Here is an 18,999-nt window from a genome sequence, read left to right as displayed (position 1 = left end):
CCCGATCCCTTCGCTTGATGCTCAGCGAGAGTCTCGGGGCGGCCCGTATAAATTAGATACAACCGAAGTTCTACAAAAACGTGACGACACGTCCACATCATGTATTATGTCGGGAATGAGCCGACCGATGGTGACCCGGCGCAGGGAAGTCAGTCACACCAGCGCGCGTTCACTGCTGATGACCATACTCGGTGAGTACGTGCTGCCCCGCGAGAACCCCGTGTGGACTTCCGTCCTTGTCAACACACTGGCCAAATTCGAGATCGAGGAGAAGTCCGCGCGCCAGGCGCTGGCCCGCACGGCCGCCGAAGGCTGGCTGACCTCGGACCGAGTCGGCCGCCGGGTCCGCTGGTCGCTCACCCCGCCAGGGCGCAAACTGCTCACCGAAGGCGCGCAGCGGATCTACGAGTTCGGCAGCGTCGAACGCCAGTGGGACGGCCGCTGGCTGGTGTTGCTCGTCTCGGTGCCTGAGTCTAAACGCGACCTGCGGCACCGGCTGCGGACCCGGTTGACGTGGGCAGGGTTCGGCTCGCCGGAAGCAGGCGTGTGGATCTGCCCGGACGCGAGCAGGCAGGAAGAGGCCAAAGGCATCCTCACCGGCCTTGAACTCACCCGTGGCGCCATGTCGTTCGTCGCCGAGTACGGCTCGGTCGGCGAAGTGGGCTCGATGGTCGCCCGCGCGTGGGATCTGTCCGAAGTGGAGCGCCGGTACGAGGAGTTCATCGACGAGTTCGGCGCGCTCGACCCGGAGGACGGCCCGTCCACCTTGCACGCGCAGACAATGCTGGTGCACGAATGGCGCCGCTTCCCCTTCCTCGACCCGCAGTTGCCAGCCGACTTGCTGCCGGCGAACTGGCGTGGCGCGCACGCCGCGCAAGTGTTCCACCGCAAGCATCAGGAATGGCGCCCGGCCGCGCAGGAGCATTGGGACAAGCTCGGCTGATACTCGGTTGGCGCCATTTGGGATACTGGATAGGTGCTACACGGAGACGTTGGACTGGAATTGGCCGCGCGGGTCGCCGCCGCGGTGAAGTCGTCGCTTGACCTGGACATCACGCTGGCGGAGGCGCTGATCCGCCCGTCAAGCCGACCGGGCGCGGACTACCAGTGCAACGCCGCCATGGGCCTTGCCAAGAAACTCGGCAGGCCGCCGAGGGAGGTCGCCGCCGCGATCGTTCAAGCATTGGACGGCACCGACCTGATCGTCGAACCGGAGATCGCCGGTCCCGGTTTCATCAACCTGACGCTGACCGACACCTGGCTCACCACCCAGATGGAAGGCCTGTTCAGCGACCCGAGGCTTGGCGTCAAAGCGACCGACACGCCACGGCGGATCGCGATCGACTACTCCAGCCCGAACGTGGCCAAGGAGATGCACGTCGGTCACGTGCGGTCGACGATCATCGGTGACGCGCTCGTGCGGCTGCTGCGGTTCAACGGCGACGAGGTCATCCCGCACAACCACCTCGGTGACTGGGGAACGCCGTTCGGGATGCTGATCGAGCACCTGATCGACGAGGGCTTCAGCGCTGAGCACTCGATCAGCGACCTGAACACCTTCTACCAGGAAGCGCGCAAGAAGTTCGACGCCGACCCGGACTTCGCCGAGCGGGCCCGGCTGCGCGTGGTGGAGCTGCAGGGCGGCGACGAGGAGACCTTGCGGCTGTGGCATGAGCTCGTGAACGAGTCCATGCGGCACTTCATGAAGGTCTATCAGACGATGGGCATCGGCCTGACGCCTGAGGACAACTACGGCGAGAGCTTCTACAACCCGTTCCTTGCCGACACCGTCGACGAGCTCGAGAAAAAGGGCCTGACCGAGATCAGCGACGGCGCGGTTTGCGTCTTCCCCAAGGGTTTCGTCAACCGTGAAGGCGATCCGCTGCCGTTGATCGTGCGCAAGAGCGACGGCGGCTACGGCTACATGAGCACCGACCTCGCGACTGTGCGGTACTGGACCGGTGAGCGCGGCGCCACGGATCTCGTCTACGTCGTGGGCACGCCGCAGTCCCAGCACTTCGCGATGGTCTTCGCGGCATCGCGGGACGCGGGCTGGCTCGGCGCCGAACACACCGCTGTGCACGTGAACTTCGGGTCGATCCTCGGCGAGGACGGCAAGATGTTCCGGACAAGGGCAGGCGGCTCGATCAAGCTGAGCGACCTGCTGGACGAGGCCATCCACAAGGCCGCCGAACTGGTCCGGTCGCGCAGCGAGCTCGACGAGGCCGACCAGGCCAAAGTCGCCCACGCGGTCGGCATCGGCGCGATCAAGTACGCCGACCTGTCCAACGACCGGGAGAAGGACTACACCTTCTCGTGGGAGCGGATGCTGGCAACGGACGGCAACACGGCCGCGTACCTGCAGTACGCCAACGCGCGGAACCTTTCGATCATCCGCAAGTCCGGCCAGACAGTCGAACCGGGCACGAAGGTGATCCTGGCCGAGCAAGCCGAACGCGACCTCGCGGTGCAACTGCTACAGCTGCCAGCCGCGATCCAGGCCGCGATCGACGGCTACACCCCGCACAAACTGGCGACCTACCTGTACGAGACCTCGACAACGTTCACCGCGTTCTTCGAGAAGTGTCCCGTGCTCAAGGCCGAGTCCGAGGAGCTACGTGCGTCCCGGTTGGTGTTGTGCGCCTTGACATCCAAGGTGCTCACGCTGGGCTTGGATCTCCTGGGGATCGAAGCTCCCACCAGGCTCTAGCCCAGGTCTTTCATGTGGTGTGACGCAGATCGTGTCCTTGAATGCGCGAAAGTGCCTGTCCTGTAAGGGAAACTACGGATTGTCTAGGTCTGTAGTGGTCCTCACGGGAAGGCACTTTGCGGGTGAAGCGTAGCAAGTGGTCGAAGCGGGTCAAGGTCAGCGCGGACGGTGTTGGGGTCGTGTCGCATGCCGGGGTGGGAATGTTACGGGAGTTGGCTCAGGACAGCGGCTTGGTCGAGGGTGTGACCGCCGCCTTGGCCGATACTTATGCCGGTCCGTGGCAGCACGCACCGGGCCAGGTGTTCGCCGATATGGCGGTGGCCATCGCTGATGGCGCCGACTGTGTCTCGCATATCGAGGTCTTCGGTGACCAGCACCAGGTGTGCGGGCCGGTGGCCAGCATGCCGACGACCTGGCGGATGCTCGACCGGGTCGACGCTGAACATCTGCCAGGGGTGCTCGCGGCGCGGGCGGCGGCGCGAGAGCGGGCGTGGGCCGCGGGTGCCGGCCCGGACTTGAGCGATCTGTTGGACATCGATTTCGATGCCACGGTCACGATTTCCCATTCGGAGGACAAGGAGAACGCGGCGAAGACGTGGAAACGGACGTTTGGTTTTCATCCGTTGCTGGCGTTTCTGGACCGCCCGGAGGTCTCGGGTGGCGAAGCGCTGGCCGGTCTGCTGCGTCCGGGGAACGCGGGCTCCAACACGGCCGCGGATCACGTTGCGGTGCTGGAGCAGGCGTTGGCCGCGTTACCTGCCCGTGCTCGGCCGCGTGCAGGTGATCCGGACTCGGTGCGGGTGGTGGCCCGCTCGGACTCCGCCGGTGCAACGCATGCGTTCGCGAAGGCGTGTCGGACGAAGGGAGTGTGGTTTTCCTTCGGGTTCCCGGTGGATGCCCGCATCCAGGCCGTGGTTGATCAGATTCCCGACCGGGCTTGGGAAGCGGCCATCCAGCGCGATGGCGGGATCCGTGACGGTGCCTGGGTCGCGGATGTCACCGGGATGCTGGATCTGTCGGCCTGGCCGGAGGGTGCGACGGTCATCGTGCGTGCTGAACGCCCTCATCCTGGTGCCCAGTTGCGATTCACCGATGTGGATGGGCATCGGATCACCGCGTTGATCACCGACATCCCCGACCGAATGATTCCCGGCCAGACCGCAGGGCTGGAACTGCACCACCGCCAGCACGCCCGGGTCGAAGACCGGATCCGGGAAGCCAAGGCCAGCGGCCTGCGGAATCTGCCCTGTCGCGGGTTCGCGGAGAACACCGCCTGGCTGCACACACTGCTATCGGCTACCGATCTGGTGTGCTGGGCGAAAGTACTGGGTTTCACCAGCACGCCCACGCTGGCTCACGCCGAAATCGCCACGTTCCGAAATCTGGTGCTACACGTAGGCGCCCGCATGACACGCGGTGCACGGCAAGTCCGTGTCCGCATCGACGAAACCTGTAAGTACGCCAAGGCTGTCGCCACGGGCTGGTTGACGATCCGCGCCGCGTTCACCTGACCCCAAGCCTTCTGTCCCTACCACCCGAAAGACCCCGGAGCAGCCGACATGAGCAGGTCGGCGAGCCAACCACGCCCGTTTGTCGAACCGCCCAACACAAGATCAACAAAACCACCGGCAAGATCAACAGGATATCGCGCGAAAGACCGAGGCTAGAGTCTGTCGTGAGTGGTTAGGCCGGTTCTAACTCGTCTAACCACTCACGACTATGTCCAGGATCCGTGTGGCTACCGCGGGCGCGACCGTGACACCGAAGCCGCCAAAGCCCGTGGCGTGAATGAGCCTGTGGTCGTTCTGGTCCTTGGCGAGGAGAATGTCGCTTCGCTCAGGCCGGATGCCTGTGTCCGTGCGGACGTATTCGGTATTGGCCAGTTCGGGCAGGTACGTGGAAATGTGGTCGACGAGAAACTCGCCGGTGGCCAAATCGGGCGGAGAACCGGCTTCGACCCAGTCACGGGCTTCCTCGATCGTGACCGGTTTCGTGGTGCCGCCGATGACCACGTTTCCCGTCGCTTCCTGCGAGATGGCGTAGGGCGCGCAGTTTGTCGCGTCGTCCCAGGCGTAGACACCGCTGAAGCCTTCCGGTTTCCGTAGCCTGACCACAGTTCCCATCGACGGCGTGAACTCCCGGTCGTTGTACAGCCAAGCGCTTGCCAACCCGGTCGCGTTGACGACGAAGTCCGCGTCGGGAATGTCCGCCGGATTCGCCACGTGCTCACGGATGAGTTTGACGCCAAGGTCCTTATGGAGTTCGTCCAAGGCTCCGAGAAGCAATTCGCCAGGGACCACGACCGAATGCACGACAACGCCTTCGACCATGTTCACGGCCAAGTCAGCAGGGTCGAGCAGCCGGTATCCCTCAAGCTCGTCGAGCCCTTCCGGGAACGGTGCCGCCGTAGCTGATCGCTGCACGGTCGACCATTCCTCGGTGACGACACCGGGCGGCAGAACTTCGTCCTGCATCCGGAGGTAAAGTTCGATTCCCTGGGTGGCGAGATGCCCGACGGCGGGATCGTGCGAGTGATAGGCGAATCCCCAGCCCGCATTGACATGACCGGTATTCAGTGAACCATCGTCAAAGATGGTGACGCTCGCGCCAGCCTTGGCAAGCATTAGCGCGGTCCACTTCCCGATGGGACCTCCGCCGACGATGGCAACTGACAGGGATCCGATTTCCGGCACGGTTCCTCCCACCTCGATCCGCCTTCGAGACTACCGGCGGTACATCCAGGCGATCGGTCATCCGGCGGCAATTCGCCACAACGTGTTAGCCCGATCGCAGCAGTGCCGGAAACCATTGCGCAATAACCTTTTCGACCGGTTTGAACACGGGTGTAGTGTTCAGCGCTCTTGTCATCTAAAGGGGGAAACCACCAGTGACATCGATCCCTGCCAGATTCGGCCTCGCGTTGACCGCGAGCCTGCTCGCCACGAGCGCGTGTTCGGGCGATCCCGCGAAGCTCGACGAGGTCAAGACCGCGGTCACCAAGACCATGGCCACCACCGCGGAGCACATCGAAACCCAGGTGATGCAGATCGGCGACGAAGGCTCACTCACCTGGACGACGCGCGCCGATGTCAACGGGCCGGCTAACGCCTACCGAGCAGTCTCGAACCACACCGCGGACCCGCCATCCCTGCTGACGATGATGACCGCAGACAGTTCGGTCGCGGGCAAGGATCTACGAGCCGAGGTGCTGCGAGTCGGCATCACGCTGTACATGACCATGCCTGGGTGGCCGCAGCACCTGCGCGGCCGGTGGTTGCCGTTCCCGCTGGCCAGCGCCGAGTCCATGTTGGAGGCTCAGGGCGTGCAGATCGCGGGCGAGACGCGGTCTCCGTCACGTCTGCTCGCTCTCGTCGACTCGGCGAACGCGAACGTGACCCGATCGGGCTCGACCTATGAGCTGACAGTGCCCGCACGCAAGGCAGTGTCGGTATTGGGTGTGGCCGCGGCGCGCAGGTTCGCGAACGGCGAACTGGACGTCGACATGCTGCAGGGCAATGCGACCGTCGAGGTCGTCGTCGACAGCGAAGGCCGGATCGAGAGCATGGAGCTGGACGCGACGGACCTGATGGAGCAGATCATGACGATGAGCGGGGTGCGGCTGCCATCGGATGGTGTGCCGACGAAGCTGGACCTGAAGGTCGCGAACTACGGCAAACCGGTCTCGGTCGCCGTGCCGCCGGACACCCAGCTGATCGATCAGTCCGAAATGCCCCGGTGATCCACGACCAGTTCCGACAAACCCGAATTGGACAGGTGCGCACCCCACCTCGGCCAACAAGCCATCGACACGGCAAACGGCCATGATCTACGACCACTATCGACACAACCTCAAGTCGGCCGCACCGGCATGAAAGTCTCCTACCTGGGCTTTTCGCCCAACACCCAGCACAACTTTCACACAATCGCGCTCTTGACCTGACCATGCCCGTGCGGTAGTCATTGCACATGCCTGAACAGGTGCGAGCCAGGGCGCTGGGCGCGTTCTACGGCCTTGCACTGGGTGATGCCCTCGGGATGCCGACGCAGTCGATGTCCCGCACCCAGATCAAGCAACGCTATGGCTCCATCCTCGGGTTGGTCGACGCAGCCCCCGACCAGCCGATCGCGCCCGGGATGCCCGCCGGGTCGATCACGGATGACACCGAACAGGCTGTGCTCGTAGCGCAGCTGCTCATCGCCGGTGATGGGCAGGTCGACCCGCAGGCGTTCGCCGACGCGTTGCGGGCGTGGGAAGCCGACATGATCGCCCGCGGCTCCCTTGACCTGCTTGGCCCGTCGACGAAGCGCGCGCTCGAGCTGCTCGACGCCGGCCTGGACCCCCAACAGGCCGGCGTCACCGGAACAACCAACGGGGCGGCGATGCGGGTGACTCCGGTCGGCATCGCCTATCCAGTGGGTGACGGTCTGCTCGACGCGGTCACGCAGACCAGCATGGTCACCCACAACACCAGTCTGGGGATCGCGGCCGCCTCCGCCATCGCGGCCGCGGTCTCCTCCGCCATCGACGGCGCCGATCTCGGTGCCGCGCTGGACGAAGCCGAGCGCGCCGCCGGCAACGGCGCTGCTCGGAGCCATTGGGTGCCAGGCGGCGAGATCTCCCCCCGGATCCGCTGGGCCCGCACCTGGGTACGCGGCATGAGCCGCGACGCGTTGGCCAACGCGGTCGCCGAGGTGATCGGGACTTCTGTGGCAGCACAGGAGTCCGTGGTCGCGGCGATCGCGTTGGCTGAGGCGCTTGGCGACGACCCGGTCGACGCCTTGACCCTGGCTTCGGAGATCGGTGGAGACACCGACACTGTCGCGGCGATGGTCGGCGCGATTCTTGGCGCACAGCACGGCCTTGCGGGTCTGCCAGCCGACCTCGTCGCTAAGGTTCGGGACGTGAACCAGCTCGAACTCGAACCTCTGGTCGACGATCTACTGAAACTGCGATGACGGGCCGGTTGGTCCACACCGGACAGGTCGTTGTCGACCTCGTCCTGCGGCTCGACAAGATGCCACCGCGCGGCGGAGACGTTCTGGCTTCCGACTTCCTGCAGACCGCGGGCGGCGGGTTCAATGTCATGGCCGCGACCCGGCGAGCGGGTGCCGAGGTGGTTTACGCGGGCAGCCACGGTTCAGGCCCTTATGGCGACCTGATCCGCGCCGCGATGGCGAGCGAGGGAATCCAGGTCGCTCATCCAGTCACTGAACCGGATTCCGGGATTTCGGTCGCACTGGTCGAAAGCGACGGCGAACGCACCTTCGTGACGAGCCCCGGCGCCGAAGGCCACTTCGCTCCCGTCGAGACAACGGCACAGGACATCGTCTACGTGACCGGCTACAGCCTGACCCATCAGCACAATGTGGACGCCCTGCTCGCCTGGCTGCCCAGCGTCGAAGCGACGGTCCTGCTCGATCCGAGCCCGCTCGTCGCCGACATTCCCGCCGAGATCTGGCGCGCGGTACTGGCCCATGTGGACATTCTGAGCAGCAACGCGACCGAAGCCGCCACACTGTCGGATGTGGACGTATCCACGACTATCCGGCGAGAAGGCCCGAACGGCTGCACGATCGTCCACAACGGCCACAGCACGCATATCCCCGGGTTTCCAATAAAGGCCGTGGACACGAACGGCGCCGGGGACGCGCACTGTGGCGTGCTCGCAGCGGAACTGTTGCGCGGCAACGACATTTACACGGCCGCGACACGGGCCAACGCCGCCGCGGCCATCGCCGTCACCCGGCACGGCCCAGCGACCTCGCCGACCAGGGACGAGGTCGACGAGCTGGTTCAGACCAGGATGAAGCCGAACTGAAACTCGGTGTTGTAGCCCTCGCACTTGGCATCCGTCGAGTCGTAGTGCCCGCCGGAGTACGTGCACCGGTAAAGCCCACGGCTGTTCACGCCTGCCGGTTTGCCGGTGAAGATGTAGCCGAGCACGCCGACCTGGGTGTGCCCCTCGCAGCCAGGGTCCACTGAGGTCATCCGGTCTTCCGAACCCTTGAGCTGGCACGCGTACAGCCGCTTTGTGCCCGGTTCCGAGTCCTGCACCAACCAGCCCATCGGGAACTCGCGGTTGAACCCGCCGGGCGCCGGAACACCTGGTGTCGCGGTGAAATGCGGGCCCTTGGGGTGGTTGTAGCGAGTGATTTGGATCAGGTTGCGCTGCGGCTTGTCGGCCGCGGGTGGCGGCGGCGAAGCACCGACAGACTGGCCAGGCTGCGGTTTCGGCGGCTTCTCCGATTTGGTCACGGTGACCGTGGTCGGCGGCGGCGATGAGGACACTGTGGACGAAGGCGGCGCCGACGAAGGCAGCACCGGGGTCGCGATCTCGCTCTGTGCCTCGGTTTCCCCGACATTGGCAACAGGCTTGCCCGACGCCTGATTGTCCTGCCCACCACCCGGCAAGATCAGGAACACCGCCAGCAGCGCGCCAACCACGACCACACCCGCGCCGGACAAAAGCAGGACCCGCTTGCGGTTGCCGTTCTTCTTCTCCGCGGACGGCGTTCCCCACTGGTCTTCGCTCGCCCAGCTCACCGGGGCGGGCGCGGCGAGCGGCGCGTCCTCAGGGTGCGCCTCCTGCCACGGCTCGCGCGGACGCGTGTCGCGACGCACGGCGTGCACCTGCACGGTCGGTACGTCCACAACCTGGGTCTGGTTATCGACCACCTGCGTGCTGTCCGAAACCGGCGCCGACAGCAGCTCCCGCGTGCCGGCGACCGTGAGCCGGGACTCCGGCGACTGCGTCAACAAACCCAGGATGACCTGCAACAACGGGCCCTGGCAGCGCGTGAGCTGCGGGTCGTCGTACATGATCGCGTGCATCGTGGCTGCCGTTGTCTCACGGCTGAACGGCGAACGCCCTTCGACCGCGTGGAACAGCGTCGCACCCAGCGCCCAGAGGTCTGACGCGGGCGACGGCTGGGAGCCGGAGAACAACTCGGGCGCCATGTAACCGGGCGAGCCCATGATGCCGCCGGTCATGGTCAGGTTCGGGTCGTCCATCGCCCTGGCGATGCCGAAGTCCGCGAGCTTCACGCGGTCGTTCGGCATGACCATGATGTTGCTGGGCTTGACGTCCCGGTGCACGATCCCGGCCGCGTGCGCCGTTTCAAGCGCGCCGAGCACTTGCCGACCGATCGACGCGACGCGATCGGCTGCCATCGGGCCTTCCGCGGCGATGATGTCGGCCAAGGTCGGGGCTTCGACCAGCTCCATGACGATGAACGTGGCGCCGTTCTCGCTGACCACGTCGTACACCGTGACCACAGCGGGGTCGTTCAGACGACCGGCCGTGCGCGCCTCGCGCAGCACACGTTCCAGATAGACGGACCGCTCGTTGCCGGACACGCCTTGTGGCGGAGGAAGTTCCTTCAACGCCACCTGACGGCCGATCACCTGGTCGTCAGCGCGCCACACGACCCCCATGCCGCCGCGGCCGAGCTCGTCGCGGATGGCATATCTGCCTGCGACTACCCTCACGACTACCCCCACCCAGTCTTTGTGATCAGCCCAGGCCACGCATCGTAGCCGGGCTGACCGACAGGACGAGTATCGCGTGCCCCTGTTCCCTTGGCCTTGCTGGGGCTCAAATCGTCCCTGGCGGCAACGGCCGGAACGCCGAAAGACAACCAGTATTCCGCCGTCCCGGCGTCACCACCAGGAACAATTTGATCTCCCAGCAAGGCGAAAGGGAACAGAGGCACGCGACACTAGCGCAGGGCCGCGAGCAGCATCGGCAGTGCCACTCCGGCCTGATCGGCCAGCGTGCGAACCTGCTCGGGGGCCGGTGCGAGCGGGAAGATGTCGCGGGTGGACGGCAGTCCCTCGCCGCCGCCGAACTTCGACTGCGGCGTGGTCGGTGGCACGATCCGGTAGATCCGCCAGCGCGGCACCGTCGAATCCGCCATCGCGAGCGTCGAATCACGCCACAGCAACACAGTGGACTTCTTGGTGTTGCGGGCAAGTACCACGCACGGGCTGCCAATCAGCGTCGCGGCACGCGCGGCGGCACGCAGCGGCGTACGGAAGTCGCCGTCGATCACCCACACGCTGTCCATCAGCTCCGCCTGCAGACCTTCGCCCTCCAACGCGGCGATGATCTCCGCGTTCGGGTCGTCGGCCGTCGCCATCGCCAGCTCGACGACGCTCTGCACCTCGGACTCAGTCGCCACGCGGGCATGCAGCTGGGTCGAGTGCACGAGGAACTTGTCCACGACGGACTCGTCCGCGAACGCGGCCAGTTCCTGGACCTCGTCCCACGCCGAGCGCGCGATCAGGTCCGCACCCGCGCCGCCGTGCAGATTCGCGTCCTGCAACAACAACGCCAGCCCGATCGCGATCAGCGCGTAGAGCTCGTCCAGCTGCTCGCCGGACGCACTCGACTGATCGTCTTCGGTTGGCCGCAACGCGTGCACGAGGTCACGGACCTCGCCACGCCAGCTTTCGTCAACGCCCCACACTCCGGCGGCAAGCAGCTTGAGGTAGCCGCGGGCCACCGTGATCCGGTGTGCCACTGAAGACCCGGTAGCGGCCGAGGCGAGCCACTTACGCGCCTGCGCACGGTATTCCGCGTGCTCGGTTGGCGCGATGGTGGTTGAGAGCCGGTCTACCTGGGCAGTGATTCCTTCAGTGACGGTCTGATCGCTCAGGGGTCCCCCTCCTTGGGCGCGCCATGCCACCCCGATAGCCTGACTGAGGCTGGGGGCCAGTGCAAGATCAAATGACGTGTTCCGTGGTGACGCTCGACGCAACCTTTCCCGGCTGTCCGGCGTCATTGTGAACAAATCACCATGAACCGGACCTTGGGGGTCAGCTGGTGCGCACCTTCCCCGCGCTCGTCGCGGCGTTTTTCGTCGTGGCCGGGTGCAGTTCGCCGTCATCGGAGTCGGCGCCGCCGGGTATGGCACCGCGTGGCACGCAGATGACGTCCACCAAGCCGACCCGTCAGGACCTGACCAACAAGGTCAGCCTGAGCGGCAAGGTGACCATCGACCCGACCTTCGGTCTGGTGTCGCCGGTCGCCGGGCAGGTGCGCTACTTGGACGTCAAGCAGCCGGACAAGACGCCGACGAAGCCGACCAAGGTCGCCAACGTGTTCGCGAATGGCAGGCCGAGTTCCGTCGAAATCCCGGCTGGGGCGATCTTCAGCGGCAGGCTGGCCGACGAGAAGGCCAATGTCCTTGCGGGCCAGCCGATCGTCTCCGCCAAGCACGTCGGGTACGGCATCGTCGCGGACATCAAGGGCGAGCAGGCGTATCAACTGTCGGACACGTTGTCCTCGGTGCAGGCGCAGATCAAGAACGGCCCAGGCCCGTTCCCGTGCGCTGTGCTTGGCACGATCGCCGCCTTGCCCGCAGGCACAATTCCCGAACCCCCGGCCCCTTCGGCTTCGGTGCCGCCGCCTTCGGCGTCAAGCACGCCGACCATTCCGACGAGGAGTGGCCTGCCGGAGCGCAAGCAGGAGCCGTCCGAGCCGACCGGGATGCGGATGGTGTGCAAGGCGCCGACGGACGTGAAGCTGATCAATGGAGCCGAGTCGACCATCGAGGTGATCACCGAGAAGGCGACGAACGTGATGGTGCTGCCGGTCGAGGCGGTCGCGGGTGGCCAGGGCAAGGGCAAGGTCGACGTGATGGGCTCCGGCGGCCAGCGGATCACCAAGGACGTCGTGCTCGGCCTGACCGACGGCAAGGTCGTGCAGATCAAGTCCGGGCTGACCGGGGACGAGACGGTCGCCGTGCCCGGCCCGAACCTCCCACCGGCGCCGCAGGACGCTGCCGGAGGCCCGATCAAGTGACCATGGATTTGACGCAGCCGATCGGCTCTCCCGCGCTGATCCGGCTGTCCGGGATCACCAAGACGCTCAAAGGCCAGCAACAGCCGAGGACCATCCTCGACGGCGTGGATCTGACTGTCCACAGTGGAGAAAGCGTGGCCATTCTCGGCCGGTCCGGGTCGGGAAAGTCCACTTTGCTGAGTCTGATCGGCCTGTTCGACCGGTCCGACGGCGGCCAGTACCTGCTGGAAGAGCAGGACATCTCACGGATCGCCGAGCGCAAGGCGGCCGCGCTGCGCAGCGCGCGGTTCGGGTTCGTGTTCCAGCGCTTCTTCCTGCTCAAGAACCTCACCGCGGCGCAGAACGTGGCGATGGCGCTGGTCAACGGCCAGGGCTGGATGCCACGGCGCAAGCGCCGCGCCCGCGTGATGACGGCGTTGGAGCAGGTCGGCATCGCGCATCTGGCCAAGAGCAAGCCGCCCCGGCTGTCCGGTGGTGAGCAGCAGCGGGTGGCGATCGCGCGCGCTTTGGTCCGTGAACCGAGGATCCTGCTGGCCGACGAGCCGACCGGCGCGCTGGACACGGAGACCGGCAACCTCGTGATCGACGCCCTGCATTCGGCAACGGATCGCGGCTGCGGCCTGATCCTGGTCACGCACGACCACGCGCACGCCAACCGGATGGGCCGCGTGCTGCGCCTGCAGGACGGCAAGCTCGCCCCCGCGCACGAGAAGGTGGTCGTGTGATCAGGCTGTCCGGCCGGTTCCGGTCCGCGCTGATTATTGGCGGGCAAGGAATCCGGGCCCGCAAGCTGCGTACGTTCCTGTCGATGATCAGCCTGTTCCTCGGTGTGCTCGCCGTGGTGGTCGTGCAGGCGGGATCGGAGTTCGCGCAACGCCAGGTGCTTGCCGAGTCCGAGCTGAACACGGCCAAGGACGGCACGCTGCAGATATACCTGTCACCACACGAGAAAGCGGGCCCGGTCACGCTGGAAACGCTGAAAGGCCGGTCGGACGCGGTCGCCGTCATCAGCAAACGGGCGGTCATCGGTGAGCCGAACGTGGCACCGGTGAACCCGGGCGCCTCGCCGTTCGACCAGAGCGGCGGCGGCCGGTACATCCAGTGCGACAGCCAGGGCAACTGCTATGACCCCGGCCAGACCGCCGCGCCACCGGGCAAGGCGATCGAGCTGAGGATCGTCGCGCTGACCGGTGACATCCGGACGTTCCGCGCGTTCAAACACGAATCCGGGCAGTGGCTGGACTTCACGACGGAGCCGTCCTTGGCGCCGCGGATCGTGCTGAACAAGGAAGCGGCCAAAGGCTTCGAACGCTACCGAGTCCCGGCCCAGATGCACATCGACGGCGGGACAGCGGACGCGACACCCCAGATCATCGGCGTGGTCAACGACGGTGACCCGTACAGCCCGACGGCTTACGTGCGGGCAGACGAACTGCTGAACTGGTTGCCGGTCAACGCGTTGAGCGGCAACGACGGCCAGATGAGCATCTTCATGGCGCCGGAGGCCACCGCGCTTCAGGAGACGTTGAAGGCCCGGCTGATCGCGTCGGGAATGAAGGCCGACGAGATGCACATCAATACGGTGAAGTCCCGCGAACGCGTCGAGGACCAGCTGGCTTTGATGCGGCTGATCTTCCTGGGGATGGCCGGGCTCGTGCTGCTGATCGGCACGGCCGGGATCTTGAACGTCGGCCTGGCGACCGTGGGTGAACGGGTCGAGGAATTCGCTTTGCGGCGAGCCGTTGGCACGCCCCGGATCCTGCTCGCCGGGATCGTGCTCGCCGAGACCTTGTTGGTTGGCTTGATGACCGCGGCCGCGGCGATCGGGGCCGGGGCGCTCGGCCTCAAGGTCGGGGCGTCGATGTTCGGCGGCCGGTTCCCGTCCCTCGGCGATCTCACGTTCCCTTGGCAGGCAGGGGTTGCCGGAGTGATCGCGGGTTTGATCGCTGGCTTGCTCGGCGGCCTGATCCCAGCAATCCGGGCAGCCCGCATCCCCATCGCCACAGTCATGCGCGCCTAGAAAAGCTCGTGAGTGGTTATCCGTGTTAGAACACGCATAACCACTCACGAGGGGCTTTTTATTCTGTTTTCCCGTTTTGCTGCTCCGCCAGGAACCGCTCCAGTTCCGCCCCAAGCTCGTCCGCGCTCGGGATGTCGTTCGGGTCCAACAGCAGGTTGTCCTCGTCCTTGGCCGACGTGAACGTGTCGTACTGCTGCTCGAGCGCCTTCACGACCTCGGCGATCTGGTCGGACTCCGCGACCTGACGCGCGATCTCCGCGTCCGCGCGACGGGAGCTCTCGGCAAGCGAACCGCCCGACAGAACCAGACCGGTCGCCTTGCTCACCGCGTCCAGCAGCACCAGAGCCGCGGCCGGATAGGTCGACTGGACCAAGTAGTGCGGCACGTGGGCCGCGAAACCGATCGCGTCGTGCCCGGATTCGCCGAGACGCAGCTCCAGCAACCCGGCCACGTTTCCAGGCACCTGAACCCGGCTGAACAGCGGCTGGTAGTCCTTGACCAGCTCAGGCCGGGTCGCATGCGCCGTCAAACCCAAGGGCCGCGTGTGTGGCACGCCCATCGGGATTCCGTGCACGCCGATCGTCAGCCGCACACCCCAGCGGTCCACGAGCTGCCGGACCGCTTCGGCGAACGCTTCCCAGCGGAAGTCCGGCTCTGGGCCGGTCATCAGCAGGAACGGCGTTCCAACCTGGTCGTGCAGCAGGCGCACCACGAGTTCCGGCGCCTGGTAGTCCTCCCAGTGGTCCTGTACGAACGTCATCGACGGCCGCCTTGCCCGGTAGTCGAGCAGGCTGTCGACGTCGAACCGGGCGATCACGCGGTTCTCATGCGCGTTCAGCAGCTCCTCGACCAGCGAGGCACCCGCGGATCCGGCGTCCATGAAACCGTCCACGTGGTGCAGCAGCACCGCGCCGGTCAAATCCGGCACGTCCGAATCGACCTCGTACAGGTTCTCCGGCTCCAGCACCACAAGCCTCCAAGCACGTGACAGTCCTTCGCTACTATTACAACGCGCAAAGGCCCCGGAACCATTCCATCGCGCCCGAATTAGGGGCGAACTAAGGGTGATCCACGTCACCGGCGAACGCCCACCGGCCCGCGGCGACGCGAAACACCTGGAAACCCGGCTCTTCGCGGACGAACTCCGCGTCAGCCGGACTGGTCCGGACCACCCCGGGCACGTAAACCTCCGCCGTGCAGCCAACTGGCACCACTGTCGTCAGATGGACAGTCGGGCCTACGCGTGACCACGCGACAGAAGCCAAGCCCCGCACGGTCCGTACCGACGTCTCCGCCCAGTTCACGCCGACCCGGGCGTCCGGCTTGACGGTGAACCGCCGGTAACCGTCATCGCCGGGGCGTAGTCCCGCCACGTTTTCGTACAACCACTGCACTAATGTGCCCTGGAAGTAGTGGTTACGTGACCGCGAGTCGAGCGGCCACATCTCCCACATCGTGTCGGCACCGTTGTCGAACCAGTAGCCCCAGCTCGGGAACGTCCGTTGCGTTGCCACAGCGTGCGCAACATCCGCGTGACCGTGTTCTGACAACACACGTAGCAGGACGCTCGTGCCGAGAGCACCCGTGTTCAAGTGATTCCCGCGTGCTTTGACATCTGCCACCAGGTTGGCGACAACAGAAGCCACCGAACCCGACGGGACAAGGCCGAACATCAGCGGGATCGCGTTGGAGGTCTGCCGGTAGTCCGGATCCTTGTCGGTCCGATAACGTCCGTCTACCAGGAAAGTCTCGTTCAAAGCGGCACGACAGGCGGCCGAGACCGAGCGGTATCTGGCAGCCGTGTCGCTGTGCCCCAACAGGTCCCCGAGTTCCGCGGTGTCGGTCAATGCCCGATGCAGGTACGCGGTCGCGGTCAGCCGCGTGTCCTCCGGCGGGTTGCCCCGGTATCCGGGCGGGAGGTAGTCGCCGAGTGCGGTGATCGCGAGCCCGTCCTGCAACCGCCCGATTTCCCAGTCCAGGTAACGGGTCAGCGTTTCCCAGTGCTCGCCCGCGATGGACGTGTCGCCGTAGATCCGGTACATCTCGCGCAGCAGGAACGGATACACCGTTGTCCATTCCGGAGCGGGCGCGGCTTCCCGGTAGCCCCAGCTGCCACTGGGCACGACCACCGGCAGCTGGCCGACGTCGTTCTGGCTGTCGGCAAGGTCGTTGAGCCACTTGGTCAGGAACCGGGCCATGCCGAAGGCATACATCATCACCGGCGCGCCGAGCTGCGCATCGCCCGTCCAACCGTTCTTCTCGAACATCGGGGTGTCGGTCGGGATGCCGTGCAGGTTGTTACGCAAAGTCCGTCGCATTGCCTGGTCGAGCTGTTCGTAAAAGGGTTCCGAGCAACGGAATGTCCCGGTGTCCGGCACAGCGCTCTGCACTACCTTGCCTTGCAACGCTTCCGGGCGTGTACCGGCGATCTGGACATAACGGAATCCCTTGTAGGAGAACTTCGGCTCCCAGGTCTCCAGGCCCGTGCCCGCGCAGATGTACTCATCGGTCTGGTGACGGCCGGGCACATGCTTGTTCACCGAGAACACAGTGCCGTCCTCGTTGAGTTTCTCGCCGTGCACCAGGCGGATCACGGTTCCGGACGAGGCACGGACGGACATCCGGGTCCAGCCGGACATCGTGCGGCCCATGTCGGCGATGTACACGCCTGGACTGAGCTCTTGGACCGTCGGGGTCACGGTTTCGAGGACCTCGATCGGCTCGTGCTGCTGCGCTTTGAGTATCCCTTGCGGAGGATCGAGCATGACGGCTTCGCGCCAGACGATGGCTTTGCGCGCATCGTAGGTCTCCCCCGCGTACAGCGAGTTGGTGATCGTGCGGCTTTCGGCGAGTTGCCAGTCCGGGCCCGAGGCGATGACCGTCTTGGTGCCGTCCGGATGGCTGATCTCCAGCTGCGCCAGGAGTCTGGGTTCGCCGTACCAGGTCGCCCGATGCCAGTTCCACACGTTGGGCGTGGTCATTGCGTAGAACCCACGGCCCAGCAACACTTCCAGGGTGTTGGATCCTCGCTTGACCAGGTTTGTCACGTCGTGGGTCGCGTAGAGCACGGTTTCGTCGTAGTCGGTGAACCCGGGGTCGAGGACCTGGGTTCCGACGCGCTTGGAATTGATGGTGGCGTCGTAATACGCCAGGCCGCTGATGTACAGCCGCGCTTTGGTCACGCGCTTGTCTATGGCGAACTCCTTGCGTAACAAGGGCGCCGGCGGTTCTGGAGCGGAGACCGTGACGTTGCTGCCCCATACTCCTTGCCCATATGACGCAAGCACGGTCGCCACGGTCCACGCTGAGTCATCGAACTCTGGCTGCTGCCATCCACTGTGCTCCGATTCGGCGACCTTCCATCCCTCGCCGGTCACGAAAGCCTGCTGATCGACCGCGAGCCGGACCAACAATCCGGCCGGGTTGGTCGATCCTGGCGTGCCGCGATTCGTCGCAAGGGCAGCGAGAACGTTTCGGCCCGAACGTATAAGCGCGGTCACGTCAGCGGACAACGCCGTCTTCCAGCTGTCCGTCGCCTGCGGGGCATGCAGAACCTGGGTCCCGTTGACGAAAAGGGTGAAGTCGTCGTCCGCGGTTGCGACGATCCGCGCCCGGGTGATCGACCCGGAAATGTCGACGGCTCCACGAAACCAACGGGACGCCACAGGCGCTGTCGCCGACCAGATCCACGAGGCGCCCTCGATCGACGGCGGAGCTTCGGGTGCGGGAGAACCGATCCAGCGCGCCTGCCACGCGGTCCCGAGCAGCCCGGTCTCCCACCATCCCAACCGCGACCATTCCGTCGGCCGGTTGGCGGAATCCCACGCTCTGACTTGCCACTCGTATCGGGTCTGAGGCCGCAATGGCGATCCCGCGTAGCGCACGGCGACCGACTGGTCCGAGGAAACCTTGCCGGAGTCCCACATTCCCTTGACCCTGATTTGGTACGCCGTTTGGCGGGCACCAGGCAGCTCCGAACCGAGTACCCACGAGAGGCGCGGATTCGCCACATCGGTGCCAAGCAACGAATCGGCGTACTCCACTGTGGTCCGTTCGACCCACATCGATTCAGGCCCCTTTTTGTGTGGCAGGACGAAAGCACCGGCACTCACAGCGGAATTCCGCGGGAAGACACGGCGGTCGAACTCCATCGCACTACCCTCCACCAGGTAATTGAAACGTTTCAACCACGCGCCGCACACCGTCCCCGCCGAGATGGGGATGAGGGTTGATGCTAGTCGACGAGTGTCACGCGGACCACGTTTGAACAGGGGATAAACTGGGAACCGGGCCGACTGTCACGGTTGTCCACATTGTGGAATGCATCAGTTGAGCACCTTTTGTCCGTAACTGTCAACGCTCACGTGGGATTTGCCACGTGACATCAGGCATAACCGTGTGTTCACATTACTGTCACAGGAAAACCGGAAGACCCCGGGGAGCTTGCCCTGCGCTGACCGCAA

The 18,999-nt window shown here is 65.4% G+C and carries 14 protein-coding genes; 9 read left to right on the top strand and 5 right to left on the bottom strand.

All coding sequences use genetic code 11. The annotated features are described in order from the left end of the window. Positions 1-127: 127 nt before the first annotated feature. From LWC34_RS52420 to LWC34_RS52410, 3 genes are all read left to right on the top strand, one after another. Positions 128-943: a PaaX family transcriptional regulator gene (locus LWC34_RS52420; protein ID WP_284051986.1), complete on the top strand. Its 816-nt coding sequence runs from the start codon at positions 128-130 to the stop codon at positions 941-943. Between the two features lie 33 nt (positions 944-976). After that, on the top strand, positions 977-2,710 hold the full coding sequence (gene argS / locus LWC34_RS52415) for an arginine--tRNA ligase (RefSeq protein WP_233733824.1): 1,734 nt from the start codon (positions 977-979) through the stop codon (positions 2,708-2,710). A 122-nt stretch (positions 2,711-2,832) separates the two neighbouring features. Then, entirely contained in the window at positions 2,833-4,221 is a 1,389-nt protein-coding gene (locus tag LWC34_RS52410; RefSeq protein ID WP_233726051.1) for an IS1380 family transposase, read from the top strand. A 192-nt stretch (positions 4,222-4,413) separates the two neighbouring features. On the opposite strand, the gene LWC34_RS52405 is transcribed toward LWC34_RS52410, so the two are convergent. After that, positions 4,414-5,403: an FAD-dependent oxidoreductase gene (locus tag LWC34_RS52405; protein ID WP_233733823.1), complete on the bottom strand. Its 990-nt coding sequence runs from the start codon at positions 5,401-5,403 to the stop codon at positions 4,414-4,416. A gap of 194 nt (positions 5,404-5,597) precedes the next feature. On the opposite strand from LWC34_RS52405, the gene LWC34_RS52400 reads away from it, so the two are divergent. The 3 genes from LWC34_RS52400 to LWC34_RS52390 all read left to right on the top strand — a co-directional run bounded on the left by LWC34_RS52400 (position 5,598) and on the right by LWC34_RS52390 (position 8,529). Beyond that, positions 5,598-6,449: a hypothetical protein gene (locus LWC34_RS52400; protein WP_233733821.1), complete on the top strand. Its 852-nt coding sequence runs from the start codon at positions 5,598-5,600 to the stop codon at positions 6,447-6,449. A 227-nt stretch (positions 6,450-6,676) separates the two neighbouring features. Next, positions 6,677-7,666 carry an ADP-ribosylglycohydrolase family protein gene (locus LWC34_RS52395; protein ID WP_233733819.1) on the top strand — a complete coding sequence of 330 codons (990 nt, stop codon included), beginning with the start codon at positions 6,677-6,679 and terminating at the stop codon, positions 7,664-7,666. Continuing rightward, positions 7,663-8,529, top strand: coding sequence for a PfkB family carbohydrate kinase (locus LWC34_RS52390; protein ID WP_233733817.1), 867 nt, complete (start codon positions 7,663-7,665; stop codon positions 8,527-8,529). Before LWC34_RS52395 ends, LWC34_RS52390 begins: the two co-directional genes overlap by 4 nt. Here LWC34_RS52390 and LWC34_RS52385 read toward each other — a convergent pair. Next, positions 8,505-10,199 carry a serine/threonine-protein kinase gene (locus LWC34_RS52385; protein ID WP_308200288.1) on the bottom strand — a complete coding sequence of 565 codons (1,695 nt, stop codon included), beginning with the start codon at positions 10,197-10,199 and terminating at the stop codon, positions 8,505-8,507. The genes LWC34_RS52390 and LWC34_RS52385 overlap by 25 nt on opposite strands. 230 nt (positions 10,200-10,429) lie before the next feature. After that, a complete protein-coding gene (locus LWC34_RS52380; protein ID WP_233733815.1) occupies positions 10,430-11,233 on the bottom strand; it encodes a hypothetical protein in 804 nt (267 codons plus the stop codon). Between the two features lie 302 nt (positions 11,234-11,535). Between LWC34_RS52380 and LWC34_RS52375 the strand changes: the two genes are divergently transcribed. From LWC34_RS52375 to LWC34_RS52365, 3 genes are read left to right on the top strand one after another with little or no spacing between them, the layout of a single operon-like run. Further along, positions 11,536-12,516 (top strand): efflux RND transporter periplasmic adaptor subunit, encoded by a 981-nt coding sequence (locus tag LWC34_RS52375; RefSeq protein WP_233733813.1) that lies wholly within the window; start codon positions 11,536-11,538, stop codon positions 12,514-12,516. 2 nt (positions 12,517-12,518) lie between these two features. Next, complete coding sequence (locus LWC34_RS52370) at positions 12,519-13,241, top strand: ABC transporter ATP-binding protein (RefSeq protein WP_233733811.1); 723 nt, start codon at positions 12,519-12,521, stop codon at positions 13,239-13,241. Then, positions 13,238-14,536, top strand: a complete 1,299-nt coding sequence (locus LWC34_RS52365) for an ABC transporter permease (RefSeq protein ID WP_233733809.1) — start codon at positions 13,238-13,240, stop codon at positions 14,534-14,536. The genes LWC34_RS52370 and LWC34_RS52365 overlap by 4 nt, the downstream gene beginning before the upstream one ends. Before the next feature lie 58 nt (positions 14,537-14,594). Here the strand turns inward: LWC34_RS52365 and LWC34_RS52360 are convergent, their stop codons facing one another. Beyond that, entirely contained in the window at positions 14,595-15,506 is a 912-nt protein-coding gene (locus LWC34_RS52360) for a proteasome assembly chaperone family protein (RefSeq protein ID WP_233733808.1), read from the bottom strand. Positions 15,507-15,594: 88 nt separating this feature from the next. Then, positions 15,595-18,702 carry a family 78 glycoside hydrolase catalytic domain gene (locus LWC34_RS52355; protein WP_250109482.1) on the bottom strand — a complete coding sequence of 1,036 codons (3,108 nt, stop codon included), beginning with the start codon at positions 18,700-18,702 and terminating at the stop codon, positions 15,595-15,597. Between the last annotated feature and the right edge of the window lie 297 nt (positions 18,703-18,999).

Source organism: Kibdelosporangium philippinense, assembly GCF_021390435.2.
Taxonomy (GTDB): Bacteria; Actinomycetota; Actinomycetes; order Mycobacteriales; family Pseudonocardiaceae; genus Kibdelosporangium; species Kibdelosporangium philippinense.
This window is presented reverse-complemented; position numbering and strand designations above follow the sequence as displayed.